This window comes from Brevibacillus gelatini (genome assembly GCF_050920745.1).
GTDB lineage: Bacteria > Bacillota > Bacilli > Brevibacillales > Brevibacillaceae > Brevibacillus > Brevibacillus gelatini.
In genome coordinates this window covers 4,249,172-4,270,323 of record NZ_CP154342.1, presented here as the reverse complement: position 1 = coordinate 4,270,323, position 21,152 = coordinate 4,249,172, and the positions used below count along the sequence as shown (strand labels likewise).

At 51.7% G+C, this 21,152-nt stretch carries 22 protein-coding genes and 1 riboswitch; of the genes, 15 read left to right on the top strand and 7 right to left on the bottom strand.

Translation table 11 applies throughout. The annotated features are described in order from the left end of the window. Nucleotides 1-41: 41 nt before the first annotated feature. The 14 genes from eutM (at nt 42) to AAFJ72_RS20450 (ending at nt 12,821) form a co-directional block, all read left to right on the top strand. Nucleotides 42-329 (top strand): ethanolamine utilization microcompartment protein EutM, encoded by a 288-nt coding sequence (gene eutM, locus AAFJ72_RS20515; protein ID WP_005827515.1) that lies wholly within the window; start codon nt 42-44, stop codon nt 327-329. Between the two features lie 5 nt (nt 330-334). Next, nucleotides 335-1,114, top strand: a complete 780-nt coding sequence (gene pduL / locus AAFJ72_RS20510) for a phosphate propanoyltransferase (RefSeq protein ID WP_122905526.1) — start codon at nt 335-337, stop codon at nt 1,112-1,114. A gap of 16 nt (nt 1,115-1,130) precedes the next feature. Further along, nucleotides 1,131-1,949, top strand: a complete 819-nt coding sequence (locus AAFJ72_RS20505) for a hypothetical protein (RefSeq protein WP_122905525.1) — start codon at nt 1,131-1,133, stop codon at nt 1,947-1,949. Nucleotides 1,950-1,953: 4 nt separating this feature from the next. Continuing rightward, nucleotides 1,954-2,241 (top strand): EutN/CcmL family microcompartment protein, encoded by a 288-nt coding sequence (locus AAFJ72_RS20500; protein ID WP_432775504.1) that lies wholly within the window; start codon nt 1,954-1,956, stop codon nt 2,239-2,241. 2 nt (nt 2,242-2,243) lie between these two features. After that, a complete protein-coding gene (eutS, locus tag AAFJ72_RS20495; RefSeq protein ID WP_122905523.1) occupies nt 2,244-2,585 on the top strand; it encodes an ethanolamine utilization microcompartment protein EutS in 342 nt (113 codons plus the stop codon). Next, nucleotides 2,582-3,025 carry a EutP/PduV family microcompartment system protein gene (locus AAFJ72_RS20490; RefSeq protein ID WP_432775503.1) on the top strand — a complete coding sequence of 148 codons (444 nt, stop codon included), beginning with the start codon at nt 2,582-2,584 and terminating at the stop codon, nt 3,023-3,025. The genes eutS and AAFJ72_RS20490 overlap by 4 nt, the downstream gene beginning before the upstream one ends. Nucleotides 3,026-3,099: 74 nt before the next feature. Then, nucleotides 3,100-4,560 (top strand): sensor histidine kinase, encoded by a 1,461-nt coding sequence (locus AAFJ72_RS20485; RefSeq protein ID WP_432775501.1) that lies wholly within the window; start codon nt 3,100-3,102, stop codon nt 4,558-4,560. Further along, nucleotides 4,526-5,137, top strand: a complete 612-nt coding sequence (locus tag AAFJ72_RS20480; protein WP_425455808.1) for an ANTAR domain-containing response regulator — start codon at nt 4,526-4,528, stop codon at nt 5,135-5,137. The genes AAFJ72_RS20485 and AAFJ72_RS20480 overlap by 35 nt, the downstream gene beginning before the upstream one ends. A 132-nt stretch (nt 5,138-5,269) precedes the next feature. After that, entirely contained in the window at nt 5,270-6,733 is a 1,464-nt protein-coding gene (locus AAFJ72_RS20475; RefSeq protein WP_432775500.1) for an ethanolamine ammonia-lyase reactivating factor EutA, read from the top strand. Nucleotides 6,734-6,753: 20 nt separating this feature from the next. Further along, nucleotides 6,754-8,115 (top strand): ethanolamine ammonia-lyase subunit EutB, encoded by a 1,362-nt coding sequence (locus tag AAFJ72_RS20470; protein ID WP_432775499.1) that lies wholly within the window; start codon nt 6,754-6,756, stop codon nt 8,113-8,115. Nucleotides 8,116-8,135: 20 nt separating this feature from the next. After that, the gene (gene eutC, locus AAFJ72_RS20465) at nt 8,136-9,056 is read left to right on the top strand and encodes an ethanolamine ammonia-lyase subunit EutC (RefSeq protein WP_432775498.1); all 921 of its coding nucleotides are present in this window, start codon (nt 8,136-8,138) and stop codon (nt 9,054-9,056) included. Nucleotides 9,057-9,092: 36 nt separating this feature from the next. Further along, a complete protein-coding gene (mdh, locus tag AAFJ72_RS20460) occupies nt 9,093-10,034 on the top strand; it encodes a malate dehydrogenase (protein WP_122905516.1) in 942 nt (313 codons plus the stop codon). 243 nt (nt 10,035-10,277) lie between these two features. After that, complete coding sequence (locus AAFJ72_RS20455) at nt 10,278-10,880, top strand: lysozyme (RefSeq protein ID WP_432775497.1); 603 nt, start codon at nt 10,278-10,280, stop codon at nt 10,878-10,880. Nucleotides 10,881-11,327: 447 nt separating this feature from the next. Beyond that, nucleotides 11,328-12,821: an IS5 family transposase gene (locus AAFJ72_RS20450; RefSeq protein WP_205428670.1), complete on the top strand. Its 1,494-nt coding sequence runs from the start codon at nt 11,328-11,330 to the stop codon at nt 12,819-12,821. Nucleotides 12,822-12,843: 22 nt separating this feature from the next. On the opposite strand, the gene AAFJ72_RS20445 is transcribed toward AAFJ72_RS20450, so the two are convergent. The 3 genes from AAFJ72_RS20445 to AAFJ72_RS20435 form a co-directional block, all read right to left on the bottom strand. Beyond that, the gene (locus AAFJ72_RS20445; RefSeq protein ID WP_432775495.1) at nt 12,844-13,197 is read right to left on the bottom strand and encodes a hypothetical protein; all 354 of its coding nucleotides are present in this window, start codon (nt 13,195-13,197) and stop codon (nt 12,844-12,846) included. A 153-nt stretch (nt 13,198-13,350) separates the two neighbouring features. Next, on the bottom strand, nt 13,351-13,944 hold the full coding sequence (locus AAFJ72_RS20440) for a hypothetical protein (protein WP_432775494.1): 594 nt from the start codon (nt 13,942-13,944) through the stop codon (nt 13,351-13,353). 152 nt (nt 13,945-14,096) lie between these two features. Next, nucleotides 14,097-14,696, bottom strand: coding sequence for a hypothetical protein (locus AAFJ72_RS20435; RefSeq protein WP_432775493.1), 600 nt, complete (start codon nt 14,694-14,696; stop codon nt 14,097-14,099). A gap of 238 nt (nt 14,697-14,934) precedes the next feature. Here AAFJ72_RS20435 and cls point away from each other — a divergent pair, with 238 nt between their 5' ends. Next, complete coding sequence (cls, locus tag AAFJ72_RS20430; protein WP_432777230.1) at nt 14,935-16,383, top strand: cardiolipin synthase; 1,449 nt, start codon at nt 14,935-14,937, stop codon at nt 16,381-16,383. Between the two features lie 70 nt (nt 16,384-16,453). On the opposite strand, the gene AAFJ72_RS20425 is transcribed toward cls, so the two are convergent. The 4 genes from AAFJ72_RS20425 to AAFJ72_RS20410 all read right to left on the bottom strand — a co-directional run bounded on the left by AAFJ72_RS20425 (nt 16,454) and on the right by AAFJ72_RS20410 (nt 20,710). After that, on the bottom strand, nt 16,454-16,837 hold the full coding sequence (locus tag AAFJ72_RS20425; protein WP_432775492.1) for an OsmC family protein: 384 nt from the start codon (nt 16,835-16,837) through the stop codon (nt 16,454-16,456). A gap of 76 nt (nt 16,838-16,913) precedes the next feature. Then, nucleotides 16,914-18,554: a M20/M25/M40 family metallo-hydrolase gene (locus AAFJ72_RS20420; protein ID WP_432775491.1), complete on the bottom strand. Its 1,641-nt coding sequence runs from the start codon at nt 18,552-18,554 to the stop codon at nt 16,914-16,916. A gap of 58 nt (nt 18,555-18,612) precedes the next feature. Beyond that, nucleotides 18,613-19,353, bottom strand: a complete 741-nt coding sequence (locus AAFJ72_RS20415) for an IclR family transcriptional regulator (RefSeq protein WP_122902938.1) — start codon at nt 19,351-19,353, stop codon at nt 18,613-18,615. 169 nt (nt 19,354-19,522) lie between these two features. Beyond that, nucleotides 19,523-20,710, bottom strand: coding sequence for an amino acid deaminase/aldolase (locus tag AAFJ72_RS20410; RefSeq protein WP_122902937.1), 1,188 nt, complete (start codon nt 20,708-20,710; stop codon nt 19,523-19,525). A gap of 282 nt (nt 20,711-20,992) precedes the next feature. Beyond that, nucleotides 20,993-21,092, top strand: a riboswitch (purine riboswitch). Nucleotides 21,093-21,152 lie beyond the last annotated feature (60 nt).

The following is a 21,152-nucleotide window of genomic DNA, read 5'->3' as shown; positions in this document are numbered from 1 at the left end:
TTAGTAAAAATTTGTCCATATAATTAAGGAGGAATAAAAAAATGGCTGGAGAAATGTCCGCATTGGGAATGGTAGAAACAAAAGGTCTTGTTGGAGCAGTTGAAGCTGCCGATGCAATGGTAAAAGCAGCGAACGTAAAACTGATTGGCAAAGTACACGTAGGTGGCGGTCTCGTAACCGTCATGGTACGTGGTGACGTAGGTGCAGTAAAAGCTTCCACGGACGCAGGCGCCGCTGCTGCTGAAAAAGTAGGCGAGCTCGTATCTGTGCACGTCATCCCACGTCCACACGGAGACATTGAACTGATCCTGCCTAAGCTCGAAGGATAATCCCTATGGCAGTTATTACTGAGGCAGCTTTGCGAGCCATGCATAAGACAGGCATCCCAAACCCCTTTCTCCTGGAGAAAGGGGATAAACTCACACCAGCAGCGGCAGATTTCTTGAAAGGAAGAGGGATTCAAGTGAAAACGTTTGAAGAACATCAGCAGCAACCTTCCACCAATCAAACTGCCGGGGCCGTACAGGAAATTCCGGTTGGCGTTTCCAATCGCCACGTTCATTTGTCGCCAGAGGATGTGGAGAAGCTTTTTGGCGCAGGACACCAATTGACGCCGATGCGTGATCTGTCGCAGCCTGGCCAGTATGCTTGCCAGGAAACAGTGACCATCGTCGGGCCAAAAGGCAGCATTCACGGCGTGCGGATTCTCGGACCGGCACGCGGAGCGACACAAGTGGAAATCTCCCGGACTGACGGCTTTGCGCTGGGCGTGCATGCACCTGTGCGGATGTCAGGAGATATTGAAGGAACACCGGGTCTGGTACTCGTAACAGCCAAAGGCACGGTCGTACTGGACAAAGGTGTGATTGTAGCCAAGCGGCACGTTCACATGTCGCCTGCGGATGCCGAGCAGTTCCAGGTGAAGGACGGCGACACGCTGATCCTTGCAACGCAGAGTGACCGCCCTGTCATCTATCCGGATGTGGTCGTTCGCGTACATCCACAATTCGCGCTCGATTTCCACGTCGATCTGGATGAAGGGAATGCCGCCAATTTGAAAACGGGCGACCGGGTAAAAGTGATCGGCAAAAACGGCCAGTTTTACTCCGGCTAACGGAGGTAGAGCTTTGATGGACATCAGAGAAATGGTGGCATCGATTACAAAAGAAATTTTGCTTTCCATGAATGCAGAAAAGAAACCGGAAGCGCCTCGCGTCCTGTATGTCTTTTGCGACAGCCAGGCACATGAGGCGTTCCAGGATCATTTTATCCACCTGAAAAATCACGGCATCTGCCACGACATCCTTTTCCTGGACGGGGAAACTTCCTCTTGGCTGGGGATGCACAAGATCGAATGCGGGGGAGCAGGCAAAATTCTCACAGCGGATGAGTATGCTCCCGCACCGCTGGAAGTGCCGAAAGATTACGCCGGAATCGTGATTCCAGAAATTGATCTGGACAACGCAGCGAGAATCGCCTCCGGCCTGAAAGGCACGATCAAGGCAGAAATCGTCTTTTCCGCACTGGTGACAGGCAAATTCGTCATCGCAGGCTCCGACGTGCCGGGCATCAAGCGCGCCGACCGCCGCACCCTGCAAACGTTGACGCTGCCGCCAGCCTACGAAAAGCTGTTCCAGCGCCATGTCGAGGCGATGAAGGAGCTTGGCGTGGAGTTTGTGGAGCAGAAGCGCCTGGCTGAACGCGTCGTTTCCAAGCTGAAGTCCCAACTGCAAAAAGCAGAGGCAAAGTCTGAGCAGCCAACCTTGACCGCCTTGGACGAAGCTGAAGCGGTGTTTTCCGGCAAGCTGCTGACGGCTGACTGGATCAAATCCCAGCCGGAACTGCGAAATACGACCTTGCACGTAAAAAAAGGCGCGATTGTCTCGCCGCTGGCTTTTGACAGCATGAGAGAGCGCGGCATTACGGTCAGCTATTTAGGAAAAGGGTGATCGCATGTTTTTGGGAAAAGTGATCGGCAGCGTTTGGGCAACCCAGAAGGAAACCGGCATGGAAAATCTCAAACTGATGGTTGTCCAGCCCATTGACTGGCGCGGCAAAGAGAGCGGGCAGACCGTGATTGCAGCAGACCGGATCGGGGCAGGGATCGGCGAGCAGGTTATCGTCTCACGAGGGACGCCTGCCCGTATCCTTTTTACCGGCAGCAGCGTGCCGATCGATGCGATCATCGTGGGCATCGTCGATTCGTTTGAGGTGCCGGGTGCCGCAGAAGGAGAGGGATAGCGATGGAACAGGAACGTTCGCGGGTCATACAGGAATTTGTGCCAGGAAAACAGGTTACGTTGGCTCATGTGATCGCAAACCCTGACCCTATGCTCTATACCAAGCTGGGGATCAAGGAGGCCGGAGCGATCGGCATTCTGACCCTGACACCGACGGAAACGGCCATTATCGCTGCCGACATCGCGACGAAGGCGGCAGGTGTCGAGCTTGGGTTTCTCGATCGTTTCACAGGTTCACTGATTGTCGTGGGGGACGTCTCTGCTGTAGAGATGGCAGTGGATGCGGTCAATCAGGTACTGAGCGAAAAACTGCGGTTCACACCGGCCATGGTGACGAAATCATGACAGGCCGTGTCATGATTATCGGGGCCATCGAAGCGGGCAAGTCTTCTCTGGTCAAAGCGCTGTTCAACGACGAGCAGCCAGCCAGAAAGACGCAAGCGCTTGAATATCGGGACTGGGTGATTGACACGCCGGGCGAGTACAGCGAAAACCCGATGTTTTACCGCACCCTGATGGCAACCTCGCTGGAAGCAACTCTCGTCGTGATGGTCCAGGATGCCACACGCGAGCGCAACTACTTTCCCCCGGGCTTCTCGCAAGGCTTTCCCCAAGCTTGCGTAGGAGTTATCACCAAGATCGACCACCCCGATGCAGATGTACAACGAGCGGAAGGCTTCCTGCGCCAGTCGCTGGGCGACGCGCCCATTTTTCGAACGTCCGCCTACACAGGTGAGGGAGTGCCGGAATTGCGCGCCTATTTGCAAGAAATAGTAAGCGAATAAGCCTCTTTCCGCCGTAACGAGTCTGTGAGAGAATAAAAGCAATATCAACTCCTAGCAGGTGAAAAGAGGTTCGCATGCAATCCATACGGGAACTGTGCAAAGCGTCTACGATATTGAGTGAGGACGACATCCAGATCGTGGAGGACCTCGCTTCCAAATTGCAGATTTTTGCCGATCTGTCGCAGGCAGACATGTTCATCGACTGCCTGACAGTAGACCGAAGTGCTGCTCTGGTGGTCGCGCAGGCCAAGCCTAGCACGGCGCGGTCCATGTACAGCGGCTCCGTCGTAGGGCATCTGGCAACGGCGATCAACGAGCCTGCTGTCATGTACTGCCTGACTACAGGAAAGCCGGTAATCGGATCGAGAGGTGTTTCGCAGGAGCAGGTCGTCATGCGGCAAAGCGTCGTGCCGATCACAAACGCCGAAGGCAAAACGATCGGGACGCTGATTACCGAGCAGGATATTTCCAAGCAGGTCGAACAAGAAAAAAATGTCGAGATGCTCAAGGAAACGACCGAACATCTGAGCGAGACGCTGATTCAGTTTGCTGTGCCTGACATGCCGATTTCTTCGCTTTTGCATGAAGGCATGATTTTGTTTGACCAGAGTGGGATCATTACCTACGCCAACGGGCGGGCCCACAAGCTGCTCTCCTTGATCGGCTTTGAGCGACCGGACAAGGGCGTGAGCATCGAAAGCATTTTTTCCTGGCGAGTTTCCCCGGAAAACTTCGTGCGTCACGGGGGCTACATTCAGGATGAGTTGTCAAAAGGAAAGCATTTTATCATGATGAAAGCGGTTTCGTCCGTGCGCAAGCTCGACATCATCGGAGGCATCATCCTGCTCCGGGATATTTCGGACATCCGCGAAAAAGAAAAGCAGCTGATGATTAAATCGGCTGTCATCAAGGAAATTCACCATCGCGTGAAAAACAATTTGCAAACGATCGCAAGTCTGCTGCGCCTGCAAATGCGGCGTTCGCAGTCGACCGAGATTGAAAAGGTCTACCGGGAAAGCATCAACCGGATCAACAGTATTGCCATTATTCACGAATATTTGGCGCAAGACGGTCTGGAGCAGATCGACTTCAAAGAGATTTTAACCAAAATATCGAAAATAATCGTCTCGTCGATGAGACGTTCAGAGCAAGCTATACACGTCGTCGTGACGGGAGAATCCGTGTACCTGCCGTCCAACAAGGCGACATCCTTTGCCTTGATCGTCACGGAGCTGATTCAAAACTGCATGATTCACGGCTTTCGCGAGCTTCATGAAGGGCGAATCTCCATCGCGCTTGTTTCGAAGGATGATTTCGTCAGCCTGTCCGTCACAGATGACGGGGTGGGCATTGAGGACATGGAGCACATTTTCAAAAAAGGGCACCTTGGCTTGAAAATCGTCGACACGCTCGTCAAGGAAGACCTGGGGGGAACGATGCATTTCCGCAACACAGGCAACGGAACGGAAGTGACCATTCTCTATCCGATCCAAAAGGGGGATGAAGATGACACAGCCGAAGATTATGGTAGTTGATGACGAGCCGATCATTCGCATGGATTTGCGCGAGATACTGGAAAACGAAGGCTATCATGTGGTGGCCGAGGCGAAAAACGGGGAAGAGGCGGTCGAACTCGCTCATCGCCACAAGCCCGACCTTATTATCATGGATGTGAAAATGCCCGGTCTCAACGGCATCAAGGCCAGCAGCATCATCCGCTCCTTTTCGGACTGCTCCATCCTTCTTTTGACCGCGTACAGCCAGAAGGAACTGGTGCTCGATGCGCGGAAAGCCGGAGTAACGGCTTATCTGGTAAAGCCCGTCTCCGAGGATGACCTGATTCCTGCTGTGGAAATCGCGCTCAGCCAAAAGGAAAAAGTCGTGTCGTTGAAGAAAGACATCAGCGATCTGAAACAGAAGATCGAGGATCGAAAATGTGTGGAAAAAGCCAAAGGAAAGCTGATGAAGGCCCTCTCCCTGGAGGAAGAGGCGGCTTACAAATGGATGCAGCAAGCAAGCATGCAACGGCGCATGCCGCTTGTGAAGCTCGCCGAGGAAATTCTCGCAGGCGAGGAAACGTTTTTTTCCAAGGCTGATTTCCATGCCAAATAAAAAGTGTGGAAGAAAAACAAGTAGATAGGAAGAAAGCAAAGGCGCTTGAGTCAGACCGGAAGCGATTTTTTCGGCTGTTCAGGCGTTTTTCTTTTACGGCCTTGTCTGGCACGCCATGGTTCAAGGAGGTTCATGATGGACGAACAATGGATTCAAAGCGTCGGCATCGATGTAGGAACCAGCACGACCAAAATGATCGTCAGTCGTCTGCGTCTGGGCCGCATGTCCAGCACCTTTTCGCTGCCGCGCTACCAGATTGTGGAGCGCCAGCTGCTGTATGCGAGTCAAGTGCATTCCACACCGCTGCTCGGGTTTGATGAGATTGACGCAGAAGGCATCGGGGCGATTTTGCAAGCAGAGTACGAAAAAGCACAGATCAGTCTATCGTCCATCAAGTCGGGAGCGGTCATCATCACCGGGGAGACGGCCAGCAAGAAAAATGCGCAGCACATCGTACACCTGCTGGCAGAGCGATCCGGCGATTTTGTAGTGGCTACGGCGGGTGCAGACCTCGAAGGCGTGCTGGCAGGCAAAGGCGCGGGGGCGGAAAAACGCTCGCAAGCGCTGCAAGGAACGGTTGTCAACGTGGATATTGGCGGCGGAACAGCCAATGCGGCCTATTTTCAACGCGGCCGGGCGATTGCGACAGTGACCTTTCACGTAGGGGGCAGACTGATTCGCCTTGAGCGGGAGGACGTCGTGACTTACGTGTCGCCGAACATTCAGGAATGGCTGAAGGCAAAAGGCTTGCACATTGCAGTCGGGCAAAGAGTCGGACTGGCAGAGCTGACGGAAGTAGCTACCCAGATGGCCCGCAGCATGCTCGACTATTTGACGGGCAAGGAACGGCACGTATCGGGCTTGCTCGTCACAGGGCCGCATTTGCGCGGGGAATTCCCGGTAGAGGAGCTGACCGTCTCCGGTGGGGTCGGACAGTTAATGACTGGTCCGCCTGTGAGAAGCATGGCAGATGTCAGCCGCTACGGCGATTTTGGTCCGCTGCTCGGCTATGTGCTGCAGCAGGAGCGGGAAAGAGGCTCGTACCCGGTGCGCTGGCTCGATCCAGAGCAAACTGTGCGGGCAACCGTGATCGGGGCTGGGATGCAAAGCACGGAAATCAGCGGCTCGACCGTGCATATCAAGCCGGAGCTGTTGCCGATCAAAAACATTCCGATTCTCAAGCTGGAGTTTACCGAGGAGCAACTGGCGGACCCGGCGCGGATTCACCAGGAGGTAGCCGCGATCTACCAGCTTGGTGAGCGGCTTTTTGACAAAACAACAGGCATCCCGTTCGCGCTCGCGATTTCAGGCATCGGCTATTGCTCGTATGCGTTGCTGCAGACGATTGCCCAGGAGCTGGCGGACCAATATCGGCACTATTTTGCCGAGAGCCGGACAATGGTCGTGATCTGTGAGACAGACATGGCAAAAGCTTTGGGTCAGGGGCTGGCGCTGCGCTGCAAGGGAGAGCCGGAGATTATTTGCATCGATCAGGTGCGGGTGGAGTATGGCGATTATATCGACCTGGGTGAGCCGATTTCGGGAACGATTATCCCGGTCGTGGTAAAAACCCTTGCTTTTGATGAGAAGGCGTAACGTACAAAGGGGTGGACGACATGAACACGAAAACGACTGTGCTTGGACAGACCTATCAATTTCGCGATCTGAAAGAAATTTTCGCGAAGGCAAACGAAGACAAATCCGGCGACCAACTGGCTGGAATCGCCGCTTCTGATTCCCGGGAACGCGTGGCTGCCAAGCAAGTATTGGCTGACCTGACGCTGGCAGACATTCGCAACAACCCCATGCTTCCTCCGGAGGAAGACGAAGTATCGCGTGTCATTGAAGAAGGCATCAACGAAAAAATTTACAACGAAATCAAAAACTGGAGCGTCGCCGAGCTGCGCGAGTATATTTTGAGCCACGAGGCGGGTGAGAGCGAGATCAAGCGCATTAGCCGCGGCCTGACCAGCGAAATGATCGCCGCTACCGCGAAGCTGATGAGCAACCTCGACCTGATTACGGCTGCGGCCAAAATTCGCGTGGTGACTCACTGCAATACCGCGATTGGTCAGCAAGGCGTACTGGCATCGCGGGTTCAGCCCAATCACCCGTCCGATAGCGTACAAGGCATCAAGGCATCGCTGTACGAAGGACTCAGCTACGGAATCGGCGACGCGGTAATCGGAATCAACCCGGTTATTGATACAGCGGACAGCGTCAAGGATATTCTCAACATGACCAAAGAGGTAATGGACAAATGGGCGATTCCGACGCAAAACTGTGTACTCGCTCACGTGACCACGCAGATGCGCGCCATCCGTCAGGGGGCGCCTGCCGACCTGATTTTCCAGAGTCTTGCGGGCAGCGAAAAAGGCAACAAAGCCTTCGGGATTGACGTCAAGCTGCTGGACGAAGCCGATGAGCTGATGCGCAAGGAAGGCACTTCCTACGGGCCGAACTTCTGGTACTTCGAGACGGGCCAAGGCTCCGAGTTGTCCTCCGAGGCGCACTTCGGCATCGACCAGGTGACGATGGAGGCGCGCTGCTACGGTCTTGCTCGCAAGTACAATCCGTTTATCGTCAATACGGTAGTGGGCTTCATCGGACCGGAATATTTGTACGACAGCCGGCAAGTGATTCGCGCCGGGCTGGAAGACCACTACATGGGCAAAATGCACGGGCTACCGATGGGCTGCGACGTCTGCTACACAAACCATATGAAGGTTGACCAGAACGACATGGACAATCTCGGGATTTTGCTCTCGGCGGCAGGGGTGAACTTTGTCATCGGGGTGGCGATGGCGGACGACGTCATGCTCAACTATCAATCGACCAGCTTCCACGATATTGCCGCGTTCCGCGAGGTTCTCGGCCTCCGTCCGGCACCTGCTTTTGAAAAGTGGCTGGAAAAAATGGGGATCATGGAAAACGGCAAGCTGACGCCAATAGCAGGCGATCCGACAATCTTCATGTAAGAAGCGGGGGTGTATGAGGGATGGAACAACAATTGGATTTTTTGGTAGACAAAGTAGTGGCCGAGCTGCAAAAAAAGCTGGCCGAGTTGGGCGAAAAAACGTCCGGGCCAAAAGCGGAAGCGGCCGTGGAAGGGAAGGCCGCGCCACAGCAGGGAATAGCCCCGGTAACGGCTACCAAGCCTCAGGAGACACACGCCGCACCAGCCGAGCCAAAGGGAACCGCGCTGATTCCGAATCCGAAATGGAAAGAAGGGCTGGATGAGCTTTTGGCCAGTACACCTGCCCGAATCGGCGTATGGCGTACAGGGGTACGACCATTGACGAAAACGATGCTGCAACTCCGCCGCGACCATGCGGCAGCAGTCGATGCCGTCTACGGGGAAGTCAGCCAGGAAGTGCTCGACCAGTTTTCCCTGTTCACGGTGGAAACCCAGTACGACAACACCGAAAACTATTTGAAGCGCCCGGACATGGGACGCGTTCTCACGGAGGAAAGCGTGCGCCTGATCCAGGAGCGCTGCCAAAAGCGACCGCAGGTACAAATCGTCGTCTCCGACGGCCTGAGTGCCAGCGCAGTCGACGCCAACCTGAAAGACGTGCTTCCATCCTTGATGGACTCGTTGAAAAGCTATGGTCTGAGCTGCGGGACGCCGTTTTTTGTCAAAGGCGGGCGCGTGGCGAGCATGGACCATATCGGCGAGATTTTGGAGCCGGAAGTGCTGGTGCTGTTGATCGGGGAGCGGCCGGGTCTGGTAACGGCCCACTCCATGAGTGCCTACATGTGCTATCGTCCGCGTAAAGGAATGGTAGAGTCCGAGCGCACAGTGATCTCCAATATTCATCGTCAAGGAACATCGCCAATCGAGGCAGGGGCCCACATCGGGACGATTCTCGCCAAAATGCTGGAGCAAAAGGCAAGCGGCGTGAAGCTGGTCTTGTAACCTGTGGGGAAAATGACACGACGAGGAGGAACTACCATGACATTTCGCAGAAAAAAAGTAGCCGTCATCGGCAGTGGTTTTACCGGAGCGACAACGGCGTTCATCATGGCGCAAAAAGAACTGGCTGACATCGTTCTGGTGGACATTCCGCAGCTTGAGAATCCAACCAAAGGAAAAGCGCTCGACATGATGGAGTCCTCTCCGGTGCTCGGCTTTGATGCCAACATCACCGGAACGTCCGACTACAAGGATATTCAAGGCTCCGACATCGTCATCATCACAGCGGGGATCGCCCGCAAGCCAGGCATGTCCCGCGACGACCTGGTGTCGACGAACGCGGCCATCATGCGTTCGGTAGCGGAGCAAGTGAAAATTTACGCGCCAAACTCCATCGTACTCATCCTGTCCAACCCGGTAGATGCGATGACCTATACGTTCTTCAAAACATCCGGCTTCCCGAAAAACCGCGTCATCGGTCAATCCGGTGTGCTCGATACGGCGCGCTTCCGCACGTTTGTCGCCATGGAGCTGAACATTTCCGTAGAAGACGTGACAGGCTTCGTGCTTGGCGGACACGGTGACGAAATGGTGCCGCTTTTGCGCTACTCCTACGCAGGCGGCATCCCGCTCGACAAACTGATTCCGCAAGACCGCCTCGATGCCATCGTCGAACGCACGCGCAAAGGCGGCGGCGAGATCGTCGCCCTGCTCGGCAACGGCTCCGCCTACTACGCGCCTGCGGCCGCTCTGGTGGAAATGGCGGAAGCAATCCTGAAAGACAAGAAGCGCATCCTGCCGTCCATCGCTTATCTCGAAGGCGAGTACGGCTACCACGACCTGTACCTGGGTGTGCCAACTCTCCTGGGTGGCAACGGCATCGAGAAAGTGATCGAGCTCGATCTGACTGCTGCCGAGAAGGCCGCGCTGGACAAATCGGCTGATTCGGTTCGCGCTGTGTTGAAAGTGGCTATGCAATAACATTATTTGATAGACGGAAGCCCTGCCAATTGCACTTGGCAGGGCTTTTTCTCGTGGAAAAAAACGCTTAGATCATCATGTTTTTTCAAAAAGGGTTGTATTTCGGGTTGCTCCTTTTCCTAGATAGGTGAGAGCGAAAGAAGAGCGCTCATTTCGCTCCTTTAAAAATTGTAGGATAAACAATCTGGCCAGTGAGAAATCCTGCACAATCAGAAAACTTGAAAAATGGAAGGGAGTTTTATTATGGCGAAATTTTCTTTAGGCACAGATGGAGCAAACCTTATCAAAAAACATGAGGGATTTTCCTTGAAATTTTACGGAGATCCTTATGGGTATCCAACAGTTGGATGGGGACATTTGATTACAAAAAAGAAAGTATATAAGAAAAATAAAACAGGTAACCCAAATGATTCTCTTCTAACCCAAGCAGAAGCGGATGCTTTATCAAAGTCGTTAAAGCTTGGCTATACTTCACCAATTTCTCAGGCTAGGGCAGAAGCTTTTTTTGCTGAGGATACTGCAGATGCTGTAGAGGCAGTTAATGAATTGAAACTTCCTAAAGGTTGTCAATTTACACAATCCCAGTTTGATGCACTTGTTTCGTTAACTTTTAATGCAGGTCCTGGGGTGCTAGAATCAGATGATGTAGAAGCTATGCTTGCCCATAAGAATATATATCAGTTTTTTGCTGGCCCACTTACACCAGAGGATAGTGATTATTGTTCAAGATTAGTCAGCAAAGCATTTTCATATGATAAAAATTTAAAAGCAAGAAGGAATGAAGAAGCAACTTTATTTTGTAAAGGCGCGAAGTACACTCATAAATATCCAGTATATACACTATAGTTTAGTCGTTTTACGACATAACCAAGAAAGGTTAGCCTTTAGGCTGGCCTTTCTTGGTTAAAATTTGTTTTATTCATTAATTTTTTTAAGCTCAAAAATAGTTGCTTCGGATATCAAGATCAGCCTATCGTTATTCACGACAAAAAAACCTATACTTACAGGTATGCGTCTTTCTGTAGAAGGGTCGCTTATATCTATCACTTTTACCACATCATTTTCATCTAAATCCGGGATGTCAATTTTATATAATCTATAAAAAGCCGTAGCGTTATAGCATACCGCTGTAATCTCGTAGATTGGATTTTTTAGTTCATATTGATACTTAGGGCTTGCTGAACAAATCAAAAATTCAACAGTAACAAGGGTTTGGCGCCTCTTTTGTCGAATTTAGGTGCAAGGAAAACGAGGGCTAACCCGTGAAAAACCTTGCACTTGGAGGCGTCCGAATTGTATCAGCGAACCGAAAGCCAGATGATCCTGCCAGGCGATTTCTTCCTGCCATTCGGCGGAAAACTCGCCGAAGATAACCGTTGGGTGCTGCTCGCCCAGATGATTCCGTGGTGGAAGCTCGAAGAGAAGTACGCCAAGAACTTCAAGAAGAGCCTCAAGGGTCAAAAGGCCGTATCGATCCGCGTCGCACTTGGCGCTCTCATTATCCAGGAACGGCTGGGCACCGACGACCGCGAGACGCTTCGGCAGATTCTGGAGAACCCGTATCTGCAGTACTTCCTTGGCTTGCCGGAATACCAATACCGCCGTCCGTTTCATCATTCGCTTATGACCCACTTTCGCAAGCGGCTGGGCGGCGAGATCATCGATGAAGTGAATGAGTGGATCGCACTCGAAGAATCGCGCAATAACAGCGAATCTCCAGATCAATCGGACGACGACGATGATCCAAGCGGCGGAGCTGACGCGCACACATCCGATGAATCGGCAGAACCGCTGCCTCGGCAGATGGAACTGACGAACGAGGGTGAACTGCTGCTGGATGCGACCTGCGCGCCGGCGGACATCGCCTACCCGACGGATCTGTCTCTTCTGAATCAGGCCAGAGAAAAGCTGGAGCAAATCATCGACATCCTGCATGAACCGGAACGCGGAAAGACTCGCAAGCCAAGAACATACCGGGAGCGTGCCCGCAAAGCCTATCTGGCGGTTGCCAAGCAAAGGCGCGTGAAGCCGCGCACGATGCGCAAAGCAATCGGCAAGCAACTCAGGTTCGTTTCCCGTGATCTGCGCATCATCGCCGAACTTGCTTCCACGGGCGGCCTGACGCGGCTGCCACGCCGCATGTACAAGGAACTTCTGGTCATTCAGGAATTGGTTCGCCAGCAGCAAGCGATGTACGACAAACGTACGCACAGCGTACCGGATCGGATCGTCAGTATCGCGCAGCCGCACGTGAGGCCGATCGTGCGCGGCAAAGCCCGCGCGAACGTCGAGTTCGGGGCGAAGCTGGCGATCAGCGTGGTGAACGGCTACGCATTCCGGGAGCAACTGTCCTGGGAGAGCTTCAACGAAGGTCAGACGCTGCAGGCCGCAGTGGAACGCTACCGCGCCAGGTTCGGCTATTATCCCAAAGCGGTGCTGGCCGATCAGATTTACCGCACGCGGGACAACTTGCGCTTCTGCAAGGAGAAGGGAATTCGACTGAGCGGACCGCAATTGGGGCGTCCGTCATCCGCCGATCAGCAGGAGCAGAAGAAAATCGCCAAAGCGGATGCAGCCGCGCGCAATGCGGTGGAAGGCAAGTTCGGTGAAGGCAAGCGCAGCTATGGGCTTGGCCGTATTCGAGCGCACCTTCAGACGACCAGCGAGACCGTAATCGGGCTGCAACTGCTGGTGATGAACCTCGAAAAGAGACTCCGGGTTCTCTTTTTGCCCGTTTTGCAATGGCTATTGTCGAGGCTCCCAGTTCGTTTGCTCGTGTCACCGTAAAATGTGACCCGTTCAGCAAGCCCTACTTACTATAGTTTTTAAGGCCTTTCGATGAAAAAAAGTCCTTTTTGACGATAAGTTCATCGCCAATAAATTTTTGGCCTGTTGGATATTCAGAAGCATCATTCCATGAATTGGCAAACCCTAAATGCTTCTCCACTTTCCAAGTGCCATAAAAAAATTTTTCCGTTTCACTATCCAAATTGATATTTTCTGCATTAAAACAACGAGATCTGTTTTCTGGAGGAATAATAGTCTCATCCGTTTCAGTTTCAGGCTCATGGGAAGTTATTGGATTTTGTGTCGTTTCCATATTTCCACAAGCCGATGTCAGCATCAACAAAAACATCATACATACCAGTAATACTTTTTTCATATTTCACACTCTCTTTTTTGGGATTGTGTCATAATCGCTTTAGACATCATAAGGCTATTTGCTGCGTGAATTTTTTTGAGGTGATAAAGGGTACTCTTCCTGAAAAATGGGCACAAACGAGAACGCGAATGGTATTCTACGAGCCCGCTTCCCTTAATCAGAAACTTTTTTAAGCTCAAAAATGGTTGCTTCTGATAACAAGATAAGTCTATCGTTATTCACAACAAAAAAACTTATACTTACAGGCAAACTCATTTCTGTAGACGGGTCTCTTACAACTATTGCTTTTACCACATCATTTTCATGTAAGTCTGGAATATCTATTTTATATAATCTATAAAAAGCGGTAGAGTTATTGCATATCGCTATAAACTCGTAGACTGGATTTTGTTGTTCATATTGATACTTTTTATAGTTTTTTAGGCCTTTTGATGAAAAAAAGTCTTTATTGACGATAAGTTCATCGCCAATAAATTTTTGTCCTGTGGGGTATTCCGAAGCATCATTCCACGAATTGGCAAACCCTAAATGCTTCTCCACTTTCCAAGTGCCATAAAAAAATTTTTCCGTTTCACTATCCAACTTTATTCGGTCTATCAGACAATGTTCGGATGTGTTTGTTGGGAGAATAGCCTCATCCGTTTCAGGCTCGCTGGAAGCAATTTGATTTGGTGTTGTTTCAACATTTTCACAAGCCGATGTCAGCATCAACAACAACATCATACATACCAGTAATATTTTTTTCATATTTCATACTCTCTTCTTTGGGATAGTGTCATAATCGTTTCAGACATCATATGGCTATTTGCCGCGTGAATTTTTTGAGGTGATAAAGGGTACTCTTCCTGAAAAATGGGCACAAACGAGAACGCGAATGGTATTCTACGAGCCCGCTTCCCTTAATCAGAAACTTTTTTAAGCTCAAAAATGGTTGCTTCTGATAACAAGATAAGTCTATCGTTATTCACAACAAAAAAACTTAAACCTGCAGGTATGCGCATTTCTGTAGACGGGTCATTTATAACGATTGCTTTTACCACATCATTTTCATGTAAGTCTGGAATATCTATTTTATACAATCTATAAAAAGCGGTAGGGTTATTGCATATCGCTGAAAACTGATAGATTGGATTTTGTTGTTCATATTGATACTTTTTATAGTTTTTTAGGCCTTTTGATGAAAAAAAGTCCTTTTTGACGATAAGTTCATCGCCAATAAATTTTTGCCCTGTGGGATATTCCGAAGCATCATTCCACGAATTGGCAAATCCTAAATGCTTCTCCACTTTCCAAGTTCCATAAAAAAATTTTTCAGTTTCACTATCCAACTTTATTCGGTCTACCAGACAATGTTCGGATGTGTTTGTTGGGAGAATAGCCTCATCCGTTCCAGGTTCAGGCTCGCTGGAAGCAATTTGATTTGGTGTTGTTTCAACATTTCCACAAGCCGATGTCAGCATCAACAACAACATCATACATACCAGTAATATTTTTTTCATATTTCACACTCTCTAGTTACTTGATTGTACAACTATCATAACAAATTTAGATAAAAAAAGAAAATTATACCATCCAACTTGCGAGCATAAGTAATTACAAACAAAAGGGAAAACACAATCATTCACAGGCTCATGTGGATATTTTGAAGTAGCAACCCCCATGGCCCAATGCCCAGGATGAATCACGGGAAGAAATGGTGTAAAATGGGAGATATTCTTTGAGGGCGGATGTGGTGTGATGTTGTTGCTGGAGCAAATCGTGGCGGTCATTACGATAGGGAATGTGATCTTGGCCGCTGTTCTTATCTTCATGGAGAGGCGCAACATTGCGGCTACCTGGGCCTGGCTGATGGTGCTTCTGTTTTTGCCGGGTGTCGGGTTTCTCCTCTATCTGATTTTTGGGCAAAGGCTGACCAAGAAAAAGCTGTATCGGTTGCGCGAGGGTGAGTTTTCCCATTTTCGCGCCGCTGTTGACAAGCAGAAGAAGCTGCTTGAGCAGGGCGAGATGCAGGTGAACGATCCGGCGATGGAGAGGCATCGCGACATGATTTTCATGAACGTGGTGAGCGACGGTGCCTACTATACACAAGACAATGCCGTTCAGGTGTTCGCCGAAGGGCATAGCTTGTTCGATCTCATGTTCAGGCAGATTGAGGAAGCAAAGGAACACGTTCATTTGCTTTATTACATTTTTAATGATGATGAACTCGGAGGGCGGTTGCTGAAGCTGTTGACGAAAAAGGCACGAGAAGGCGTAGAGATCAGGCTGCTCTATGACGCGGTCGGATCGGCAGGTGTCTCTTCCCGGTTTTTCCGGCCGCTGGTGGAGGCGGGGGGAGAAGTCGTCTCGTTTTTTCCTTCGTCGATTCCGTTCCTCAATTTCCGGGTCAACTTTCGCAACCATCGCAAGCTGACGATCATTGACGGAAAAATCGGCTATATAGGCGGCTTCAACATCGGCGACGAATATTTGGGCAAGGACAAGAAGCTCGGATACTGGCGGGATACCCACCTGCGAATTGAGGGAAAAGCTGTCTACATGCTGCAGGCGCGTTTTTTCCTGGACTGGAATTTGTCTGCGCCAAAAAGAATGCAGGAGTCGATCGACTACTTCCCGGAGATGCCGGAGCCAAAGGGCACAATCGGCTGCCAGATCGTGTCGAGCGGACCGAACTCGGAAAAACAGCAAATCAAGCATGCGTTTCTGAAAATGATCTACAAGGCCCGCCACAAGATTTATTTGCAGACCCCGTACTTCATCCCGGACGACAGCATGCTGACCGCGTTGAAAATGGCCGCGATGTCCGGTGTGGACGTGCGCGTCATGGTGCCGGGAAAGCCGGACTACCTGATGGTTTTCTGGGCGACGCACTCCTATCTGGGGGAGCTGTTGAAAAGCGGTGTGCGCTGCTATTTGTACGAAAAAGGCTTCATGCACGCCAAGACGATAGTGGTGGACACCCAGCTTTCCTCTGTAGGGACGGCGAATGTCGATATTCGCAGCTTCAAGCTCAATTTTGAAACCAATGTGTTCTTGTACGACACGCAGATGGCGCGGCAGCTTGAGGAGCTGTTCGTGGCAGACCTGGCCGATTGCCGGGAAATGACGATGGACGAGTATCTCAACCGTCCGCTTCGGATGCGCATGCAGGAATCATTGACGCGATTGTTGTCTCCGATTTTATAAAAAGGATGAGGACCCTCTGGCCATGTGAATTTTCACGGGCTGGAGGGTCCTTCTGTCTGCAAGTGTCCGATCAGGAGAGCAGCTCAAACGACTCGGTCACGACGATGCTGCCTTTTACCGACTGGACCATCGGGCAGTTTTTGCTTGCCGCTTCCACGGCTTTTTGCACTCTTTCGGCTTTCAGGTTTTCCCCTGTGATGATGTAGTGCAGGTGAATTTTCTCGATGCGGTTTGCTTCCGCTTCGTTGCGTGTGACATCGGCGGTGATCTTCATATCGGTGCAAGGCATTCTCATCTTGTCCAACACTTTGCGCAGCACGCCGCCGCTGCAAACGGCAATCGAGGAGACCAGCAGCTGATATGGGCGAAAGCCGTATGCTTCATCGCCGGAGACGTGCAGGTCGCCGTAGGATAAATGAGTGACGAATCCATTTTCTTTTGCTGCAAACTTCATGACGAGTCCTCCTAAAGCGATCCCTTTTCCTCCATTATAAAGAAAAAAGCAGGGGACCAGGCAGAAAAAAGCGATCTCATTCCTTTGCCGCCGCTTGCCCGTTTTTCAGCAGAGACTGGATGCAGCGCGGCAGCATGTCTGTTAGCGTGTCGAACGCGTAATCCACATCGAGCCGCTCCGTCCATTGATGCGCATCGCGGCCGACAGGGCCAAGGTTCAAGACGGGGACGTCAAAAGCCTCCAGCTCTTGCAGCGGAATCGAGTAGCCGTTGTTCCACAGCGGCATGTTGGCTACCAGCGGCTGCATGGAGGCTGCCGGGTATTGCAGGCCGACGTAGCTCAGGTCGGAGATGCCGCCAAAGTAGTTTTGCTTGACCAAAGTGACCTGGTGCTGCTCCCGTGCATATGCCTCCATCTCGGCCACTGTCTTCTGGATCAGCGGGTGCTTGCGCGAGCTGACGGCCGGGTAAAACGGCGGCGCGAAGAACAGGATTATCATCGGCGACAGCTCTTTGCAGAGGATCGCCAGTTGATCGACCAGCTCAATCGTCGTGTCGCGGTCGTCCTTGTCTTGGCGGTTGGCGATCACGTCCGCTTCGAGCTGGCGCAGCTTTTCCTTGCCGTGCGTTTTCAAGGCGTAGGTGTACAGCTCTTCGTAGGTCATCACGGAGATGGACAGGTCACGCGGGCTAAAAGGAGCGAAATGGGCGAACTGGCTGGCATGGCGAACGTAGTTTTGCCGGATGCGCTCAGCTACATTTCGCGCTGCATTCAGGAGCGGCTCCACGACATCCTCCATCTTTTTTTCCAACAGGAACAGGTTGAACAGCGTCACGGCGCGATGCGGAATTTGCACCGAGTATTCTTTTTTCAAGTCTTTCTGGATCAGGTTGGTAGGTGGTGGAGAAGCCTCGCCCTCGACCACTTCGCAAAACGAAGTGTTCAGTTCCAGCTCACACGTAATCTGCGAAGCCATGTAGTTGCCGTTCAGCCCGGCAAAAGGCTCGCCGACGTGCGTTTCTTTTCCGTAGCACAAAAAGCCCGGCAGCACTTTGCCGATGGAGCCCGTGTACACATAGGTGTTTTGGTCGCCCGGGAAACGGGTGAACATCGGCTCGGAGTTGAGGACAGTCGTATAGCGCAAATCGAATTGCTCGGCAATTTTCAACAGCTCGGGAACAGCCGCGCGCATGCCGACGGAGTTTACTTCCTCGTCGGGAACGGTCAGCAAGAGCAGGTTGCCGTCAAATTCCCCGGCGCACGCCCGCTCGATCATCGACATGTGCAGGGTAAGCCCGCATTTCATATCCATCGTTCCGCGGCCAAACAGCCAGTTGCCGGTACGCAAATCTTGCTGAACATCAGCCGGCATGTCTGCTGCATTTTGCTGGAACAGGGGAGTGAGTGTTTTCGGGTCAAAAGCATGCTGCATCCAGCCGCCGTAATCCTCGACATCGACCACATCGAAGTGGCTGACCAGAATCACGGTGTCGCGCACGCCCGGTTTTTTGACGAGGGCGGTGACAAAATGCCGTCCATCCTCAGTCGGGTTGGCCCGGACATGGTCGGGATTGGCCTGGTAGTAGGGCAGTGAACGCAATTGATCGACGACATAACCGGGCAAGTCTTTCTCGGCAGGTGATCCGGTAACGCTCGGGATATTGACCAGACTGCAAAGAAGATTGATGAGTTGTTCTTTTGTCTGCCATTTTTGCATGATAGACGCCTCCATTTTCCGTATAGTGAAAACCGTTTCCACTTCGTGGGCAAAAAAATTAAGGCATTGCACCGATCTTATGGGAAATTTCCTTGGCACTTTGTCGCGCCCGATCAATCAGCTTGGCCAAGACTTTTTCGGTGATGCGATAGCTGGGAACACCGATGCTCAAGGCGCCGACTACCCGTTGCTTGTAGCCGATGATGGGAGCGGCGATGGAAGCAGTGCCTTCCGTTTTCTCCCCGTAGCTGACAGCGTATCCGTTTTGCCTGATCTGAGGCAGCAGCTCCAGCAGCTCTTGGCGGCGCTCAGGTTCAGGAACCAGCGCGTTGACGATCCGTTCCGCTTCCTTTGGCTTCATGTTGGCCAGGATCGTTTTATTGGCGGCGCCGATATGCAGCGGGATACGCTCGCCCAAATTGTCGATGCTCCTTACTGTCTTGGAGCTTTCCACCCGTTCGAGCACGATGGCGTCGTTGCCGTGCGGAATATTCAAATACACCGATTCGCGTACCTCTGCCGCCAGCTGCTCCATGACGGTTCTGGCGACTGCCCGCACATCAATTTTGTCCCAAATTCGCAGCCCGATCTCCATCCAGGTCAGCCCGACCTTGTACTGCTTGGTTTTCGGTACCTGCTCGATCAAGCCGTACTTCATCAGGCTGCTCATCAAGCGGTGGACCGTACTGAGCGGGAGAGACGTTTTCTCTGCGATTTCGGAGATGGACCAGAGCGTTTTGCTCTCGTCAGATACCAGGGCGAAGATAATGCTCATCGCACGGTCTATTGATTGTACCAACGTGTTTCCCTCCTGGCTTTCTTGTCGGGCAAGACGACTTGACAGTTGTCTCGCCACCATTTTATGAGTTCAATCTATCAGAATTTTTCGAGTGAATCAACAAGATTTCGAGCAGACCAAAATCGGTCGGCAGTTTGCGCGTTTGCGGTTGATACCGTACCGATTTTGATTACAGAAAGCATAGTCCGTCCCCGCGATAGGTCGTCATTTCATCGACAACTTTTCCGCCTGAAACACAGTAGAGCCGTGAAAAGCGTTCGCAGAGCTCACCCGCTTTGGCGTGGCGAAAAAATACGGGATCGCCCAATTCCAGCGTCTCCATGCCGCGATACTGAATCGGTGTCTGCACCTCTCCGGCGCCTTCGCCAGGCAGAAGCTGAACACCTTGGGGCAAGTACGGCTTGGGCAAGCGATCCGCCCCTGCCGAACCGGAGGCGAGATAGCCGCCGCCAGCGCATGTGTAAATATGCTCGGCAGGCTTGCGAATGATCTCCAGGGCAAATCCGGCTGCCGGCTGAAAATGAAAATCTTGATAGTAATCCAACAGGCCGGGAGCAAAAAAGCCGGAGCCGGCTGTCAGTTCGGTAACGGCGTCCTCTTTTCCCGTATGGTGCAAGCTGCCTGTTCCGCCGCCGTTGACGAAGCGAAGGGAAATGCCCAGCTCCCTGATCGCCTTCACCAGTTCTTTCCTGCGGTGGGCCGCTTCCTTGACCGATTGCCGTTTCAGCAGGCGAATCAGGCTGTTTTTGAAAAATTGCCGGGGGTAGCGATCTCCGATGCTTGCGACCTGGGCTTCGTAACCCATGATCCCGTCCAGCAAAAGATGTTTGGAGGAAGCGACGCGGGAAGCCAGCGCAACGGCTTTTTCCAGAGAGCGCAGAGGGGAGCGCCATACACCAAAGTGCAGGCCCCAAATATCGTACGACATGTCTATGTCCAGGCAGACGGGGAAAATCACGCCTTGTTCGCGGGCGATTTGCTCCAGGTGCTCTGCGTGCGAGACGGAATCGATCGTCAGGGTGAGAGTGCGGCCTTGCCGGATTTGCTCGCCAAGCGCGACCAGCCAGCTTTTTTCCCAGACAGGATACCCCAGGAGCAAATCGTCAAAGCCTTCTTCACACAAATGGAGTGCTTCGGGCGCGGAGAAGCACATCACTCCGGAAAAGCAGTCGTCAAGCTGCAGCAGGTGCTTGAGAATGCCGACGCTGCGGATGGAACTGCTGGCAATCCGGATCGGCTTTCCATTGCTTTGCAATCCGATTTGCTCTGCATTTTGCTCCAAAAGGTCCAGGTCGACGAAGGCGAACGGCTTTGGAATACCGGCAAAGGCAGACTGGTAATAGCGATAATCCCGCATGGGCAAGCCTCATCCTTTTTGTATGAGAGTAGTAATACCAAAAAGTTTGTTGAAATTCCATATATTCTCTACAATTGCGTCGATTCCTTCCCGGTTATTGAAGCAGGGGGGGCGGAAATGACGAACGTTCGGATATAATGTTCGGATTTTACCTTGAAAAACCGTTATATTTGCGTTGTTTGTTTGTTAATAAAATGTAAACACGAATAAACGGGCTTTTGAATGTTGACTTGATTCAGATTATGCGCTACTATACATAATGTTGTTAGCTACAAGTCTGGCTTGATGAATACATGACAAATTCGTATATCCTCAAAGATATGGTTTGAGGGTCTCTACAGGGAACCGTAAATTCCCGGCTACGAATGAGGGTGTTTTTGACATACCTTATTCGTCGGCCGGGAATTTTTTGTGCGGTCGTCTTTTGCGACGAACAGGGAGA

Excerpts from the sequence above, each read along its gene's own strand:
- AAFJ72_RS20435 (WP_432775493.1), bottom strand. The coding sequence starts at position 14,696 with ATGAAAAAAATATTACTGGTATGTATGATGTTGTTGTTGATGCTGACA.
- AAFJ72_RS20445 (WP_432775495.1), bottom strand. The coding sequence starts at position 13,197 with ATGAAAAAAGTATTACTGGTATGTATGATGTTTTTGTTGATGCTGACA.
- eutM (WP_005827515.1), top strand. The coding sequence starts at position 42 with ATGGCTGGAGAAATGTCCGCATTGGGAATGGTAGAAACAAAAGGTCTT.
- pduL (WP_122905526.1), top strand. The coding sequence starts at position 335 with ATGGCAGTTATTACTGAGGCAGCTTTGCGAGCCATGCATAAGACAGGC.
- AAFJ72_RS20500 (WP_432775504.1), top strand. The coding sequence starts at position 1,954 with ATGTTTTTGGGAAAAGTGATCGGCAGCGTTTGGGCAACCCAGAAGGAA.
- cls (WP_432777230.1), top strand. The coding sequence starts at position 14,935 with ATGTTGTTGCTGGAGCAAATCGTGGCGGTCATTACGATAGGGAATGTG.
- AAFJ72_RS20505 (WP_122905525.1), top strand. The coding sequence starts at position 1,131 with ATGGACATCAGAGAAATGGTGGCATCGATTACAAAAGAAATTTTGCTT.
- AAFJ72_RS20490 (WP_432775503.1), top strand. The coding sequence starts at position 2,582 with ATGACAGGCCGTGTCATGATTATCGGGGCCATCGAAGCGGGCAAGTCT.
- AAFJ72_RS20455 (WP_432775497.1), top strand. The coding sequence starts at position 10,278 with ATGGCGAAATTTTCTTTAGGCACAGATGGAGCAAACCTTATCAAAAAA.
- mdh (WP_122905516.1), top strand. The coding sequence starts at position 9,093 with ATGACATTTCGCAGAAAAAAAGTAGCCGTCATCGGCAGTGGTTTTACC.
- AAFJ72_RS20480 (WP_425455808.1), top strand. The coding sequence starts at position 4,526 with ATGAAGATGACACAGCCGAAGATTATGGTAGTTGATGACGAGCCGATC.
- eutC (WP_432775498.1), top strand. The coding sequence starts at position 8,136 with ATGGAACAACAATTGGATTTTTTGGTAGACAAAGTAGTGGCCGAGCTG.
- AAFJ72_RS20425 (WP_432775492.1), bottom strand. The coding sequence starts at position 16,837 with ATGAAGTTTGCAGCAAAAGAAAATGGATTCGTCACTCATTTATCCTAC.
- AAFJ72_RS20475 (WP_432775500.1), top strand. The coding sequence starts at position 5,270 with ATGATGGACGAACAATGGATTCAAAGCGTCGGCATCGATGTAGGAACC.
- AAFJ72_RS20470 (WP_432775499.1), top strand. The coding sequence starts at position 6,754 with ATGAACACGAAAACGACTGTGCTTGGACAGACCTATCAATTTCGCGAT.
- AAFJ72_RS20410 (WP_122902937.1), bottom strand. The coding sequence starts at position 20,710 with ATGCGGGATTATCGCTATTACCAGTCTGCCTTTGCCGGTATTCCAAAG.
- AAFJ72_RS20420 (WP_432775491.1), bottom strand. The coding sequence starts at position 18,554 with ATGCAAAAATGGCAGACAAAAGAACAACTCATCAATCTTCTTTGCAGT.
- AAFJ72_RS20485 (WP_432775501.1), top strand. The coding sequence starts at position 3,100 with ATGCAATCCATACGGGAACTGTGCAAAGCGTCTACGATATTGAGTGAG.
- AAFJ72_RS20440 (WP_432775494.1), bottom strand. The coding sequence starts at position 13,944 with ATGAAAAAAATATTACTGGTATGTATGATGTTGTTGTTGATGCTGACA.
- eutS (WP_122905523.1), top strand. The coding sequence starts at position 2,244 with ATGGAACAGGAACGTTCGCGGGTCATACAGGAATTTGTGCCAGGAAAA.